This window comes from Streptomyces sp. NPDC058469 (genome assembly GCF_042721125.1).
In the GTDB taxonomy this organism is placed as follows: domain Bacteria; phylum Actinomycetota; class Actinomycetes; order Streptomycetales; family Streptomycetaceae; genus Streptomyces.
Map to the genome: position 1 here is coordinate 1 of NZ_JBHXME010000030.1, position 14,058 is coordinate 14,058.

The window sequence follows — 14,058 nt, forward strand, 5'->3', positions numbered from 1 at the left end:
ATCGCGCACTGGCCCTCGGACTTGGCGTGCCACGCGTCCAGCCCCTCGCGCAGCGTGGCGCCGACGGACTGGATGGCGAAGTCCACGATGGTGGTGGGGCCGCCGCTACATTGCGTTCATGGCTCAGAACACACCGCCCCAGTCCTACGACCGTGAAGCGCGCGGGGTGCGGCTGGTGGCCGTGCTGCTGGGGCTGACCGTGGTCAGCGGGCTGATCGACGCGGTGAGCTATCTCGCCCTCGGGCATGTCTTCACCGCGAACATGACCGGCAACGTGGTGGTGCTGGGCTTCGCCGCCGCCGGGGCGCCCGGCTTCTCGGTACCGCACACCCTCACCTCCCTCGGCGCCTTCCTCGTGGGCGCGGTGGCCGGTGGCAGGATCGCGGCCCGGATGGACACCGGCTCCCGCCGCACCTGGGCCCGGGTGAGTCTCGGCGCGGAGGCGCTGCTGGTGGGCGCGTCGGCGGTGATCGCCTTCGCGGCACCGGACGCGCACGCCACGACGTACCCTCTGATCGCCCTCACCGCGTTCGCGATGGGCCTGCGCAACGCCACGGTCCGCAAGCTCGGCGTCAGCAACTACTCGACCACCACGGTCGTGACGATGACCATGACCGGCCTGGTCGCCGACTCGGTCGCGGGCGAGGGCTCGGGCCCCGGCACCCTCCGCCGCGCCGCCGCGATCGTGGCGATGCTCGCCGGTGCCTGCCTCGGCGCCTGGCTGACCCTGCACCACGGCATCGGCTACCCGCTGTTGATCGCGGCGCTGGCCGCGGGCGTGTTCGCAGTGACGGCCTCTGGCCGGGAGTAGCCCAAAGGCCGGTCAAGAAGGCAGAATTCGTGCGTCCAAGTCCCACGATCAAGAGGATCGATCACGCATGATCACGCTCACGAAGGAAGACGGTCCGGCGGATCTGGACGGAGTGACCCATCTGGAGATCGGGGCGTCCTGGGACCCCACCGTCGGCAGCAGCGGCGGCATCATCGGGAAGCTGCGCCAGAAGGCCGGTACCGACCTCGATCTCATCGCCATCGCGATGCAGGGCCAGGACCCGGTACGGCTCGCGGGGCTCGACTCCACGGACCCACTGGGCAACGGCTCGCTGGTGCACAGCGGCGACAACCAGACCGGCAAGGGCGAGGGCGACGACGAGACGGTGACCGTGGACCTCGCGAAGATACCCGCCAACATCACGTCGATCGTCTTCGTCGCCGCCGCCTACAAGAAGGGCAGTTCCTTCCAGAAGGCACGGAACATCGCCTTCAAGGTGTACGACGCGACGGGCGGCAGCACCCAGCAGGTCGCCGAGATCTGGCCCAACCTGCTCAGCGACCACAACAGTTGCGCGGTCGCCAAGGCCGTCCGGGACGGCGCGAGTTGGAAGCTCCAGGTCATCAATGAGACCGGGAAGATCAAGCAGGGGGACGAGAAGGAGCTCATGAAGTTCGCCGTACGGAAGTAAGCCACACGAACACGAGGAACGCGCGCGAGACGGGCCGGCGGCGCCGGGATGCCGCCGGCCCGAGCTGTGCGTTCACCTCGACCGGGTCGACCGGGGTCACCTCAACCGGCGGTCACCTGAAGCTCTTTGACTCCGTTGATCCACGCGGAGCGCAGGCGGCGCGGGTCGCCCGTCAGCGTCAGGTTCGGCATCGCGTCCGCTATCGCGTTGAAGATCAGGTCGATTTCGAGGACCGCGAGGGACTTGCCGAGGCAGTAGTGCGGGCCCCCGCCGCCGAAGCCCAGATGCGGGTTCGGGTCGCGCATGACGTCGAACTCGTCCGGGTTCTCGAAGACTTCGGGGTCGTGGTTGGCGGAGGCGTAGAAGATGCCGACCCGGTCGCCCTTTTTGATCAACTTGCCGCCCAGCTCGGTGTCTTGAGTCGCCGTGCGCTGGAAGGCGTTGACCGGGGTCGCCCAGCGGACGATCTCCTCGGCGGCGGTCGACGGGCGCTCCCGCTTGTACAGCTCCCACTGGTCGGGGTGGGTGAGGAACGCGTGCATGCCGTGGGTGATGGCGTTGCGGGTCGTCTCGTTGCCGGCGACCGACAGCATCAGCACGAAGAAGCCGAACTCGTCGGAGTTCAGGTTGCCCTCGTCCTCGGCGGCGACCAGCGTGCTGACGATGTCGTGGGCCGGGCACTGCTTGCGCTCGGCGGCCATTCCCATGGCGTAGGTGATGAGTTCGGCGGCGGACTCGGCGCCGACCTGCTCCGTGATGGCGTACTCGGGATCGTCGTACGCGATCATCTTGTTGGACCACTCGAAGATCTTGGTGCGGTCGTCCTGCGGGATGCCGATGAGTTCGGCGATGGCCTGGAGGGGCAGTTCGCAGGCGACCTCGGTGACGAAGTCGAAGGGGCCGGTGTGGGCGCGGGCGCCCGCCACGATCGAGTGGGCCCGGTCGCGCAGGCGTTCCTCCAGCGCGCGGATCGCCCGTGGGGTGAAGCCGCGTTGGACGATCTGGCGGACGCGGGTGTGTTCGGGCGGGTCCATGTTGAGCAGGATCAGCCGCTGGGCGTCGATCGCGTCGCGCTGCATGTGCTCGCCGAAGCGGATGATCGCCGTGTTGAGGGTCGAGGAGAAGAGCTCCGGGTGGGTGGAGACGTACCGGACGTCGGCGTGCCGGGTCACGGCCCAGTAGCCCTCGTCCTGGAACCCCGCGATGTTGAGGGGCTGCGGTATCCAGCGCACCGGCTCGGCCGCGCGCAGTTCGGCGAACTCCGGTAGCGGGACGCGGTGGTGGAGCAGGTCCGGGTCGGTGAAGTCGAACCCGTCGGGGAGAGCTGGACAGGGCATGGGTACTCCAGCCTGGTTCTGACGGTCTGGTTCCGAGGTGTCCGAAGATGTCCGAAGATTTCTGACGGTCCATCAGGAACATGGGAATGCCCGTGAAGGTAATAACGGGTTCTACAAGTCGCAAGAGGCGCGGCAACCCGAATTCCCTGCACGACCCTTGCGGTTGTGGACGGCCTGTCAGCAGACTGCACACAGAACTAGAACGCGTACTAGTTCTGCGTGGCGGGTGGCCGGGACGCCCGCGCCGCGCGGTGTACGAGGAGAGGACGTGTCCCATGGTCGCGGAACCCGTCATCGTGGAAGCCGTACGCACCCCCATCGGCAAGCGCGGCGGAGCGCTCGCCAACCTCCATCCCGCCTATCTCCTGGGCGAGACCTACCGTGAACTCCTCGGCCGCACCGGCATTCACGCCGACTGCGTCGAGCAGGTCGTCGGCGGCACGGTGACCCATGCCGGCGAACAGTCCATGAACCCCGCGCGCACAGCCTGGCTGGCCATGGGCCTGCCGTACGAGACGGCGGCGACGACCGTCGACTGTCAGTGCGGCTCCTCGCAGCAGGCCTCGCACATGACCGCCAACATGATCGCGGCGGGTGTCATCGACGTCGGGATCAGCTGTGGCGTCGAGGCGATGTCACGGGTGCCGCTGGGGTCGGGGTCGAAGCACGGACCCGGGAAGCCGTTCCCGGACGAGTGGAACGTGGACCTGCCCAACCAGTTCGAGGCCGCCGAACGCATCGCCCGCAACCGGCAGTTGACCCGCGAGAACGTCGACTCGCTCGGCCTCATCTCGCAGGAGAGGGCGGCGATCGCCTGGTCCGAGGAACGCTTCAAGAAGGAGACGTTCGCCGTCCAGGTGCCGACGACGGAGGACGAACAGCGCGCGGGACACGGCATGTGGCGGCTCGTCGACCGGGACGAGGGCCTGCGCGACACGTCGATGGAGGCGCTGGCGCGGCTGAAGCCGGTGATGCCGACCGCCGTGCACACGGCGGGCAACTCCTCGCAGATCAGCGACGGCGCCTCGGCGATCATGTGGGCGTCGAAGCGGATGGCGCGGGCGCTGAAGCTGCGGCCCCGGGCGCGGATAGTGGCTCAGGCGCTGGTCGGATCGGACCCGCACTTCCACCTCGACGGCCCGATCGACGCGACGCGCGCCGTGCTCGGCAAGGCGGGCATGACGCTCAAGGACATCGACATCGTCGAGATCAACGAGGCCTTCGCGTCCGTGGTGTTGAGCTGGGCGCAGGTCTTCGGCCAGGACCTGGAGAAGGTCAACGTGAACGGCGGTGCGATCGCCCTCGGCCATCCGGTCGGGGCGACGGGCGCCCGGCTGATCACCACGGCTCTTCACGAACTGGAGCGCTCCGACAAGGAGTTCGCGCTGATCACGATGTGCGCGGGTGGGGCACTGGCGACCGGCACGATCATCCAGCGCCTCTGAACGGACTAGTCGGCAGGGGTCAGTTGGTCCTCTGCGCAGGCGCGGAAGGCCGCGAGCAGGGGGCGGTTCTCCTCGCCTGCGCGGGTGGCCACGACGACCGGGATGGGGTCCACGCCCTCCAGCGGGACCGCGGTCACGTCGGGCCGCAGGCCCTTGCTGACGGCGCCCGCCGGAGCGAGGGCCACCACCTCGCCCGAGGCGACGAGTTCGAGCTTGTCCTCCAGTTCCCTGATGAGCGGGCCGTCCGGCGCCGGCCGGCCGTCCGGACGGGGGTCGACACGCCAGAACGCGCTGAACTCCGGGTCGGGGAACCGCGGTACGGGCTCGTCCGCGATGTCGTCGAGGGTGACGTACTCCTTGCCGGCCAGCCGATGGGCGGCCGGCATCAGCAGCACCCGGGGCTCCTCGTAGAGGACCGTCACGCACAACCCCTCGGTGGGGAACGGGAGTCGGCCCACCACCGCGTCCACCCGGTGCTCCAGCAGCGCGGACGGCAGCTCGCCCCAGCCCAGAAAGCGACTGTGCACGTCGGCGTCCGGGAAGCGCCCGCGCAGGGCGCGCACCGCCGGCGTGACGATGACCCCGGTCATGAACCCGATGACGACACGACTCGGCCGCCCCACCGCCCGTACCACGGCCGCCGCCTCCGCCGCCGACCGCAACAGCGCCTCGGCCCGCGGCAGAAACGCCTCCCCGGCCTCGGTCAACCGCGTTCCCTGCGTGGTCCGGTCGAAGAGCCGCACCCCCAACTCCCCTTCGAGCCGCCGGACATGACGACTGAGGGACGGCTGCGCGAGATGCAGAAGGACCGCCGCCCGGCCGAAGTGCAGTTCCTCGGCGACGACGGTGAAACAGCGCACCAGGCGCAGGTCCAGGTCCGCGGGCGAGAGGGCGACGGACGCGAGGGCTTCGGACGCATGGGCGGCAGGTGTATGGACGGCGGGCGTATGGGCGGCGGATTCACTCACCCTTCGACTGTACGACCGTACGAGCTGTACTGATACCGGAAATGAATCACGTCTTCCGGAACCGGTCTTGGACGGGCGGGGTGCGGCGGGCGCAGGCTGGAGGCACACCGATTCTTCCGACCCGACTGTGATCTGGGTGATTTCGTCATGCGTGTTTTCGTCACCGGAGCGACCGGCTTCGTGGGCAGTGCCGTGGTCCGCGAACTGCTCGACTCGGGACACCAAGTGCTGGGCCTGGCCCGTTCCGACGCATCGGCGGCCGGCCTCGCGAAGGCCGGGGCCGAGGTGCACCGGGGTTCGCTGGAGGACCTGGACGCGCTGCGCGCGGGCGCGTCGGCGTCCGACGGCGTGATCCACACCGGTTTCATCCACGACTTCTCGAACTACGCCGCGTCCGTGGCGACGGACCTGAGCGCGGTCAAGGCCCTGGCCGAGACCCTCGCCGGCTCGGACCGCCCCTTCGTCATCAGCTCCGTGATGAGCCACGGCCCGACCGAGGACGACGTACCCGACCCCTCCGCACACCCCGAACTGAACCGCCTTCCGGCCGAGGTGACGGCCCTGGCGTCGGCGGCGCGGGGCGTCCGCGCGTCGGCCATCCGGCTTCCGCAGGTGCACGGCGAGGGCGATCACGCCTTCGTCCCCGCCCTCATCGACATCGCCCGCGCCAAGGGCGTCTCGGCCTACCCCGGCGACGGCACCAACCGCTGGGCCGCCGTCCACCGCGACGACGCGGCGGTCCTCTACCGGCTGGCCCTGGAGAGCGCCCCGGCGGGCTCGGTCCTGCACGCCGTCGACGACGAGGGCATACCCGTACGGGAGATCGCCGAGGTCATCGGCAGGCGGCTGGACATCCCGGTGACGAGCGTGCCGGTGGCCGAGGCCGGAACCCACTTCGGCTGGCTGGGCCACTTCGTCTCGTCCGACCTGGTGGGAACGAGCACGCTGACCCGGGAACGGCTGGGCTGGACACCGACCCGGATCGGCCTGCTCGCGGACCTCGACCATGACTACTACTTCAACCAGCCGTCGTAGCGGTCCAGTTGACGGAGGGGGTGAAGGCGGCGCGGTGCGAGTGCTCCTCAACTCCGTCGGTGAGCCGAGGAGTTCGGACCGCTCAGCCTTCCTGCGCGTCGGGGCTGGGCACGCTGGTGTCCCCGGCGGGCGGGGTCTCGACGGTCACGGGCCCGTTGACGTCGAGGAAGGTGACGGTCAGGTCGAGTGAACCGCCGTCCGTGGCGGCCCGCGTGGGATAGGTCCTGCCTCGCATACGGAACCGCTCGGCGTGGTCGTCGCCGTCGACCCACAGGTCCACGGTGAGCGCGCCGTCGACGCCCAACGCCACGAACTGGTCCACGGTTTCGGTCCGGGCGTCCCAGGTGTCGTCGCCCTCGGCGGCACTCTGGACCGCGCGCAGACCCCTACTGGTGACGGTTCCCCGGTAGTGCAGGGTCTTGGTGCCGTCGACCGTCTCGGCGCCGATCCTCCGCACGTCCTTGGACCCGGTCAGGATCCTGGACTGCACGACCGGGCTGACCTCCAGTTGGCTGGGCAGCACGTTGTAGGTGTTGTTGTCGGCGGCGCCCCGCCCCCATACGGCCGCGCCGGCCCGGAGCCAGCTCTTGCCGCCGAGCTTCTCGGAGTCGACCGCGCTCCCGCCGACGTAGATCGCCTTGTCGACGAACCGGATCTCCATCACGCCGGCGTCCGCGGCCTTGTCGGGCAGGGTGAACTTCATGGTCATGGCGGTCGGTTCGGTCTTCATGGACGCCTCGGCCACCAAGCGGCCCCTCTCCGACGTGGTCCCGGTGACCCGGTACCGGAGAGACGTGATGTCCTCGGAGTTCTCCGCCACCTTCTCCATGGCCGCCGTCGGCGTCAGCTCGGCGGAGTCCTCGATCCCGGAGTCGCTCCCGGAGCCTTCGCCGCAGGCAACCGCTCCCCCGCCGACCAGCACGGCCGCGAACGCCGCTCCCATCGCCCCGCGCGGTGCGAAACCGCGCACAGAAATCCCCACACTCTCCCCCTGGAACAAGTGACCGATCCGATCAAGGAGTTGAGCCTATCCGGGTGACTCTGTGCCGCCCCCGATGAACGTTTCCCGCACGTTTCGCGTCTCCGTTCACATGCTCCCCGCCGAACACCACACCCTGGTCCGGCCGGTGAACACGGCCCCGCAGCGGAACCAACTCCTCCGCAACTTCCGCGCCCGCTACCGCGTCCCCCTCCTGGCGACCCTCCCCACGCTCCCGTTGTATGCGGTCTGGTGGGCGTTCCTGGCCACCGGCGGAGGCGATCTCGCCGCCCAGGACGCGTGGGCCGAGTTCGCTTCGCGGCACGGGAGTTCGGCGTACAACCTGTTCTGGTACGGCGGGATGCACACCGCCAACTACAGCCTGATATCGCCGTACTTGATGGCCGCGGTGGGCGTCCGCACGGTGACCGTCGTCTCGGGGCTCGCGGCCTCCTGGCTGGCGGCGGTCCTCGTCACCCGTGCCGGTGTCCGCCGGCCTCTCGGCCCCGCCCTGCTCTGCTCGCTCGCCCTGTGGTGCAACGTCGCCTCGGGCCGCACGACCTTCGCGCTCGGCATCGCCCTCGCGCTGGCCGCCTGCGGGCAGCTCACACGGGAGCGGCGGCTTGTCCTTACGGCGGTTTACGCCGCCCTTGCCACCATGGCCAGCCCTGTCGCGGGGCTGTTCCTGGCCGTCGTAGGGGCCGCGTTACTTGTTGTGCGGGACTGGTGGCGGGCGGGTGGGTTGATGGTGCCGCCCGTGCTTGTTGTCGGCGTCACGACCGTCTTCTTTCCGTTCACCGGCGAGCAGTTGATGCCGCCTGGTCGGATCTGGCCGCCGGTGGTGTTGGGGCTTGCGGTGGCGACACTCGCTCCGCGGGCTTGGCGGGTCGCTCGGTGGAGCGGGGCGGTGTATGCGGCCGGGACTGTGGTGACGTATCTCGTTCCGTCGCCGGTGGGTACGAATGTGGAGCGGTTCGCGGAGTTGTTCGCGCCGGCGGTTTTGCTGGCGGTGCTTTTGGGTGCGCCTCGTATGCGTACCACTGGAGAGGTGGTTTCTTCGCTGCGGGCGCGTGGGGGCTGGTCGCGCCCCGCGGCGGAGCCGCATATTGATACAGCCCCGCGCCCCTATCGGGCGCGCCTCCTGAACGGGGTTCACCAGTCCCGCCTTGGGCGCAATCTGCTCATCCTCGCCCTCGTGTTCTCCATCTCCTGGGTCGGCAAGAAGACCGTCGACGATCTGCAGGTCTCGACCGTCGTCCCGGCCTGGGCCACCGACACGCAGCCCGTCGTGCACAAACTGGAAGGTCTCGGTTCCGGTCGGACCCGCGTCGAGGCCGTCCCGGCCCGGGACCACCGCGAGGCCTCCGAACTCGCGCCGCACATCAACCTCGCCCGCGGCTGGAACCGCCAGCTCGACATGGAACGCGCCCGCCTCTTCTACGACGGCACCTTCTCGGCGTCCACCTACCGGGCCTGGCTCGACCACTGGGCCGTAGGCTTCGTCGTCCTCCCCGAGGCCACCCCGGACGGCTACGCGAAACAGGAGGCGGCCCTCGTCCGCTACCGCCGCCCCGACTGGCTCCAGCCGGTGTGGCACGACGCCCACTGGCGCGTCTACCGGGTCCGCGACGCCGTACCCCTGGTCTCCGCGCCGGGAAGGGTCGTGCGGACGACCAGCGCCGATCTCGTCGTGCACGTCTCCCGGCCGGGGCCGGTCACCGTCCGCGTCGCCTACTCCCCCTGGCTCCGCGCCGACGGCGCCTGCCTCGCCAAGGCCGACGACTTCACCCGCCTGACGGTGCCCGCGGCGGGCGAGTACCGCATCAGCTCCGAATACGGTCGCTCGTCGCCGGCTCCAACTCGGTGTTGATCTCAAGGGGTTCGGGCCGCAGGGAACGTGCCCGCGGGCCCTGGAAGACGTACGCCAGGCCGAAGCCCGCGGCGACGACCGCCGCGCCGCCGGCCGCGTCCAGGACCCAGTGGTTGCCGGTCGCGACGATCGCCGAGACGGTGAAGAAGGGGTGCAGGAGGCCCAGGGCCTTCATCCACCACTTGGGGGCGAGGGCGAAGATGACGACGCCGCACCACAGGGACCAGCCGAAGTGCAGGGACGGCATCGCCGCGTACTGGTTGGTGAGGGCGGTGAGGGTGCCGTAGTCCGGCTTGGAGAAGTCCTGGACGCCGTGGACCGTGTCGATGATGCCGAGGCCGGGGAGCAGGCGGGGCGGGGCCAGGGGGTAGAGCCAGAAGCCGACCAGGGCGAGGAGGGTGGCGAAGCCGAGGGCGGAGCGGGCCCAGCGGTAGTCGACCGGGCGGCGCCAGTAGAGGACGGCCATGACGGTCAGCGGGACCACGAAGTGGAAGGACTCGTAGTAGAAGTTGAAGAAGTCCCTCAGGAACTCGACCTTCACCACCCAGTGGTTGACCGCGTGCTCGATGTCGATGTGCAGGAAGCGCTCGATCGAGAGGATCTCGTGGCCGTGGTGTTCCGCCGTGGCCCGGCCGCCCGCGTTGGTGCCGCCCGTCGCCGCGAGGCGGACCTTCTGGTAGGCGGCGTAGGTGACGCGGATCAGGAGGAGTTCGAGGAGGAGGTTCGGGCGGGTCAGGACGCGGCGCAGGAACGGGAGCAGCGGGACGTGCTTCCAGCGGGTCGGGACCGGCTCGGCGTACTCCGTGGGGATCGGGCGGCGGTAGTACTCCGAGGTGCGGGACAGGAACGGGACCGCGGTCGCGGCGGCGAGGGCCGCGAGCAGGACGACGTTGTCACGCAGCGGGTAGAGGGACGCCATGTTCGGCAGCATCATCTTCGCGGGCAGCGTGACGACGAGGACCACCGCGACCGGCCACACGTACCGGTCCGAGGCCCGCTTGCCGACCCGGCCGACCACCGCGAGCAGTACCCACAGCAGCTGGTGCTGCCAGGTCGTCGGCGACACGGCGATCGCCGCGCAGCCGGTGACCGCGACCGCGAGCAGCAACTGCCCGTCGCGCGCGTACCGCACGGCCCGGCGCAGGCCCAGGTACGTGACGGCCGCGCCCAGCGCGAGGAACACGCCGATCTCCAGCGGGCCGGTGAGGTCGAGCCGCAGCAGTGCGCCGTGCAGGGACTGGTTGCCGAGGCCGTCCGCCGCGCCGCCGAGACCGGCACCGGCCATGTGGTGCACCCAGTAGGTGTACGAGTCGTGCGGCATCGCCGCCCACGTGATCGCCACGCTCGCGGCGAACGTGAGCACGGAGGCGACGGCGGCCCGGCGCCGGCCGGTGAACCACAGCAGCGGCGCGAAGAGCAGCACGGTCGGCTGGAGCGCGGCGGCGAGGCCGATCAGCACGCCACTGGCCCGCTCGCCGCGCACCGTGAAGCAGCCGAGCAGCACGAGCAGAACCGGGATGATGCTGGTCTGGCCGAGCCAGAGCGTGTTGCGCACCGGCAGCGACAGCATCAGCAGGCTGATCGCGACGGGCGCGGCGAGCAGCGAGCTGCGGCGGGTGACGGGCTGCGGCAGGGCGCGCGCGACGACCAGGCCGAGCGCGACGACGAGCAGCAGCGTGCCGAAGGTCCAGCCCCAGCCGAGGGCCTGTTCGGCCGCCCTGGTGAGCGGTTTGAGGACGAGCCCGCCGAAGGGCGTGCCGGTGAACTGCGTCGAGTCGTACAGCGAGCCCTTCACATGCAGCACGCCCTGCGGTCCGACCCAGGTCTCCAGGTCGGTCAGCCGTTCCCCCTGCGGGGTGCTGAGGACCACGGCCACCTGCCGTACGGCGAGGACCGCGGCGACCAGCCACAGGCCCAGGCGCGCCACGCGCAGCCGTGCCCTGGCCGTCTGGGCGGCACTCGACCCGAATGCTCCCGCGGCTCCCGCCGGTCGCCCGCTGTGCTCCACGTTCGCCACGCCTCGTAGGCCTCCCGCCCCGTCGTCCCACGCGTCACGTGCGTGGTTGTTCCCTCTGGGAACCCTATGAGGTTCGCACCCCCTGCGGGAGAGACGCAGGCAACCCCCCCTTCACCTGACGGCCGCTCTCCTTTTGTCCGGACGACGATAGTCGGCCCCCGGTTGCCCGGGCACGGCAAATAACTGCGCGCTCACATCGGGCCCGCCGGCTTGTGGGCACGATCGGTTCACCCGCGTTTAACCGCGGGGGCGGGCACGCGCGCGTGTGACGGCCGTGAGGCGTCCGTGGTGCGCCGGGGCGGGCGCCAGGAGCAGATCGTGACGCGGCTCACTGTCTCCGGGGACGCGCGGCGGGCCGCGTGGATCATGCCGGTGTCGCACCGGGCGACGGCCGCGCTCGGTGACTGGTTGCACACGAACGGGTTCGTTCTGCCGCCCCCGACGCGCGCGCCGGATAGTTGACTCGGGTAGCCGGCACGGGTAGTCGGCACCTGTCACTGCACGCACAGCTGGATACACGAAAGGCACGAGCACATGAGCGAGTCGCAGGTGTGGGACGACGTCGACGACTACTTCATCAGCCATCTCGCCCCGGAGGACGGGGTGTTGGAGGCGGCCCTGAGCGACAGCGAGGCCGCCGGACTCCCGCAGATCGCCGTGACCGCCGCCGAGGGCAAGCTGCTGCACCTCCTGGCCCAGATCCAGGGCGCCTCCCGCATCCTGGAGATCGGCACGCTCGGCGGCTACAGCACGATCTGGCTGGCCCGCGCGCTTCCCGCCGACGGCCGGCTGATCTCCCTGGAGTACAGCCCGAAGCACGCCGAGGTCGCCACCCGCAACCTCGCCCGCGCGGGCCTCGACAAGGTCGTCGAGGTACGGGTGGGCCCGGCCCTGGAATCACTGGCCGAACTCGCCGACGAGGACCCGGCCCCCTTCGACCTGGTCTTCATCGACGCCGACAAGGACAACAACCCGCACTACGTGGAGTGGGTCCTCAAGCTCACCCGCCCCGGCAGCCTGATCATCGTCGACAACGTGGTCCGCGGCGGCCGGGTCGCCGACCCGGACAACACGGCACCGGACGTCCAAGGCACGCGCACCGCGATCGAGTTGATCGGCTCGCACGCGCGCCTGTCCGGTACGGCGATCCAGACGGTGGGCAAGAAGGGCTACGACGGGTTCGCGCTGGCGCGGGTGCTCGACTGACTCCTCCGCTCTCCCGGGCGTCTCAACTCTCGTGATAGAAGCCGACGTTGACGCTGCGCGGCCCGGTGCGGTCCTGGATGACGATCTCGCCGCTCCCGCCGCGCGGCAACGCCACGCTGCCGCCGTAGCCGACGGTCTGGGCGTACTCGCCGACGATCAGGCGTACTTCGGAGGACGGGTCGGGCTGGGAGCCGCGCAGCCAGCTCACCTGCCAGATGCCCTCGGGTCCGCACAGGAACTCCAGATGGACCCGCGAGATGAACAGCCAGTCGTCCGGTGTCACCAGCCGGCACACCGTCTCGTCCCGGCCCACCCGCAGCACCGCGCCCGGGTCACTGGGCGCGTCGGCCATCAACATGCCGGCGGTAGCGCCCTCGTCCGTCCCGGAGACCGAGGCCATGGTGAGTTCGAGCACGTGCGCTCCCCTTGAAGTGTCCTTACAGCAGCGGGCGCATGATAAATCGCCCGGCGCCACCGCGTCCGGCACAATTGAAGTCATGACCGAGCGAAAGCCACCGGGTGTGTCCTTCGAGTCCTGGGTCGACAAGCAGATCCGGGACGCCGAGCGGGACGGAGAGTTCGCCCAACTCCCGGGCGCGGGGAAGCCGTTGCCGTCCGGTTCCGACACGACGTACGACGAACTGTGGTGGATCAAGCAGAAGATGGCCCGCGAGGGCATCTCCGTGCTGCCGCCGACGCTGGCCCTGCGCAAAGAGGCCGAGGACGCCCTCGCTGCGGCGTACTCGGCCCCTTCGGAGCGGATCGCACGGAAGATCGTCACCGATGTCAACGTGAAGATCCGCGAGATGATGTTCAAGCCGCCGCCCGGCCCCCCGCTGGGAATGAAGCCGTACGACGTCGAAGAGGTCGCACGGGAGTGGCGGGAGCGCAGGGCGGTTGACGGAACGGATGGAGCCGACGGCGTCGGCGGATCACATGGGTAGCGATCACATGTGGAGAAGCCGCTCCGTCAGTTCGCGGTAGTCCCGCAGCGCCAGGCGGAGTTGCTCGGTGTCTTCCGAGCTGTCCGCACCCTTGGACTCCCAGGAGCCGTGCAGGGTGGCGCGGCGCTTGGTGACGGCCTCCGTGAAGCGGGTGGCGACCTCTTCCAGTACGTGGTCGGCCTCCTCCACGGCGGACCGGGGCTCGTCGACGAACCCGGTGACCGCGTGCTGCAGCCGCAGGCTGAACTTGTCGCTCTCTTCGTGCGGCAGCAGGCTGCCGTTCTCGGCGTCCTGCGGGGCACGCCGTCCGTTGCCGGAGCCGACGCCGGGGGCGGGCTCGGGGGCGTGCACGGGGCGGGCCGACTGCTCGGTGCGGTCGGTGCGCTCAGAGCGCTCGGTGCCGGTCGTGGACTCGCGCGGCGAGGTCGTCGCCGCGTCGCCGGTGCGCGGGCTCGGGATGGCCCTGTCGGCTTCGCGCGTCGATGCCGTCGGCGTCCTGTCGGACCCGAGCGGTGTGGCCTTCTCGGACCCCCGCAGCGCCGACTTGTCGTCGGTGGTCCTGCTGTCGGTGGACTTGGCGTCGGTGGTCCTGCTCTCGGCCGTCTTGCTGTCCGCCGTCCTGCTGTCGAACGGCTTGTTGCCGGACCCGGACCCGGACTCGCGTGACGCCTTCTCGGCATCCCGTTGTTCGGCGGTCCTGTCGGCGGACTTGCCGGCGCCGATGTCGGTTTCCTTGCGGTCGGCGCGCTCCGCGTCCGTGTTGTCGCCGGTCGGCCGTATCGCATCGGACATAT

14 protein-coding genes are annotated in these 14,058 nt (G+C 70.1%); 8 read left to right on the forward strand and 6 right to left on the reverse strand.

The window, feature by feature from the left end; translation table 11 throughout:
• The first annotated feature begins 118 nt into the window (after positions 1-118).
• Both ACFWP5_RS16255 and ACFWP5_RS16260 read left to right on the forward strand, forming a co-directional pair.
• Positions 119-811: a YoaK family protein gene (locus tag ACFWP5_RS16255; protein ID WP_384155875.1), complete on the forward strand. Its 693-nt coding sequence runs from the start codon at positions 119-121 to the stop codon at positions 809-811.
• A 67-nt stretch (positions 812-878) separates the two neighbouring features.
• Positions 879-1,463, forward strand: a complete 585-nt coding sequence (locus ACFWP5_RS16260) for a TerD family protein (RefSeq protein ID WP_384155878.1) — start codon at positions 879-881, stop codon at positions 1,461-1,463.
• Between the two features lie 101 nt (positions 1,464-1,564).
• Here ACFWP5_RS16260 and ACFWP5_RS16265 read toward each other — a convergent pair whose 3' ends face one another.
• The gene (locus tag ACFWP5_RS16265) at positions 1,565-2,800 is read right to left on the reverse strand and encodes a cytochrome P450 (protein WP_384155880.1); all 1,236 of its coding nucleotides are present in this window, start codon (positions 2,798-2,800) and stop codon (positions 1,565-1,567) included.
• A 275-nt stretch (positions 2,801-3,075) separates the two neighbouring features.
• Here ACFWP5_RS16265 and ACFWP5_RS16270 point away from each other — a divergent pair, with 275 nt between their 5' ends.
• Positions 3,076-4,245 carry a steroid 3-ketoacyl-CoA thiolase gene (locus ACFWP5_RS16270; RefSeq protein WP_384155882.1) on the forward strand — a complete coding sequence of 390 codons (1,170 nt, stop codon included), beginning with the start codon at positions 3,076-3,078 and terminating at the stop codon, positions 4,243-4,245.
• Positions 4,246-4,250: 5 nt separating this feature from the next.
• Here the strand turns inward: ACFWP5_RS16270 and ACFWP5_RS16275 are convergent, their stop codons facing one another.
• The gene (locus ACFWP5_RS16275) at positions 4,251-5,108 is read right to left on the reverse strand and encodes a LysR family transcriptional regulator (protein ID WP_384156044.1); all 858 of its coding nucleotides are present in this window, start codon (positions 5,106-5,108) and stop codon (positions 4,251-4,253) included.
• Between the two features lie 252 nt (positions 5,109-5,360).
• Between ACFWP5_RS16275 and ACFWP5_RS16280 the strand changes: the two genes are divergently transcribed.
• Positions 5,361-6,248 carry an SDR family oxidoreductase gene (locus tag ACFWP5_RS16280; protein ID WP_384155884.1) on the forward strand — a complete coding sequence of 296 codons (888 nt, stop codon included), beginning with the start codon at positions 5,361-5,363 and terminating at the stop codon, positions 6,246-6,248.
• Between the two features lie 82 nt (positions 6,249-6,330).
• On the opposite strand, the gene ACFWP5_RS16285 is transcribed toward ACFWP5_RS16280, so the two are convergent.
• On the reverse strand, positions 6,331-7,230 hold the full coding sequence (locus tag ACFWP5_RS16285) for a hypothetical protein (protein ID WP_384155886.1): 900 nt from the start codon (positions 7,228-7,230) through the stop codon (positions 6,331-6,333).
• Positions 7,231-7,339: 109 nt separating this feature from the next.
• On the opposite strand from ACFWP5_RS16285, the gene ACFWP5_RS16290 reads away from it, so the two are divergent.
• Entirely contained in the window at positions 7,340-9,097 is a 1,758-nt protein-coding gene (locus ACFWP5_RS16290) for a hypothetical protein (protein WP_384155888.1), read from the forward strand.
• On the opposite strand, the gene ACFWP5_RS16295 is transcribed toward ACFWP5_RS16290, so the two are convergent.
• Positions 9,051-11,114, reverse strand: coding sequence for a bifunctional glycosyltransferase 87/phosphatase PAP2 family protein (locus ACFWP5_RS16295; protein WP_384155891.1), 2,064 nt, complete (start codon positions 11,112-11,114; stop codon positions 9,051-9,053). The two genes, ACFWP5_RS16290 and ACFWP5_RS16295, sit on opposite strands and share 47 nt — an antisense overlap.
• Positions 11,115-11,324: 210 nt before the next feature.
• Between ACFWP5_RS16295 and ACFWP5_RS16300 the strand changes: the two genes are divergently transcribed.
• Positions 11,325-11,576 carry a DUF2330 domain-containing protein gene (locus tag ACFWP5_RS16300; protein WP_384155893.1) on the forward strand — a complete coding sequence of 84 codons (252 nt, stop codon included), beginning with the start codon at positions 11,325-11,327 and terminating at the stop codon, positions 11,574-11,576.
• A gap of 72 nt (positions 11,577-11,648) precedes the next feature.
• Positions 11,649-12,320: an O-methyltransferase gene (locus ACFWP5_RS16305; protein WP_384155895.1), complete on the forward strand. Its 672-nt coding sequence runs from the start codon at positions 11,649-11,651 to the stop codon at positions 12,318-12,320.
• 22 nt (positions 12,321-12,342) lie between these two features.
• On the opposite strand, the gene ACFWP5_RS16310 is transcribed toward ACFWP5_RS16305, so the two are convergent.
• Positions 12,343-12,735: a hypothetical protein gene (locus tag ACFWP5_RS16310; protein WP_384155897.1), complete on the reverse strand. Its 393-nt coding sequence runs from the start codon at positions 12,733-12,735 to the stop codon at positions 12,343-12,345.
• A gap of 82 nt (positions 12,736-12,817) precedes the next feature.
• On the opposite strand from ACFWP5_RS16310, the gene ACFWP5_RS16315 reads away from it, so the two are divergent.
• Entirely contained in the window at positions 12,818-13,264 is a 447-nt protein-coding gene (locus ACFWP5_RS16315; protein ID WP_384155899.1) for a DUF1992 domain-containing protein, read from the forward strand.
• Positions 13,265-13,267: 3 nt separating this feature from the next.
• On the opposite strand, the gene ACFWP5_RS16320 is transcribed toward ACFWP5_RS16315, so the two are convergent.
• Positions 13,268-14,056 (reverse strand): hypothetical protein, encoded by a 789-nt coding sequence (locus ACFWP5_RS16320; RefSeq protein ID WP_384155902.1) that lies wholly within the window; start codon positions 14,054-14,056, stop codon positions 13,268-13,270.
• Positions 14,057-14,058: the final 2 nt, after the last annotated feature.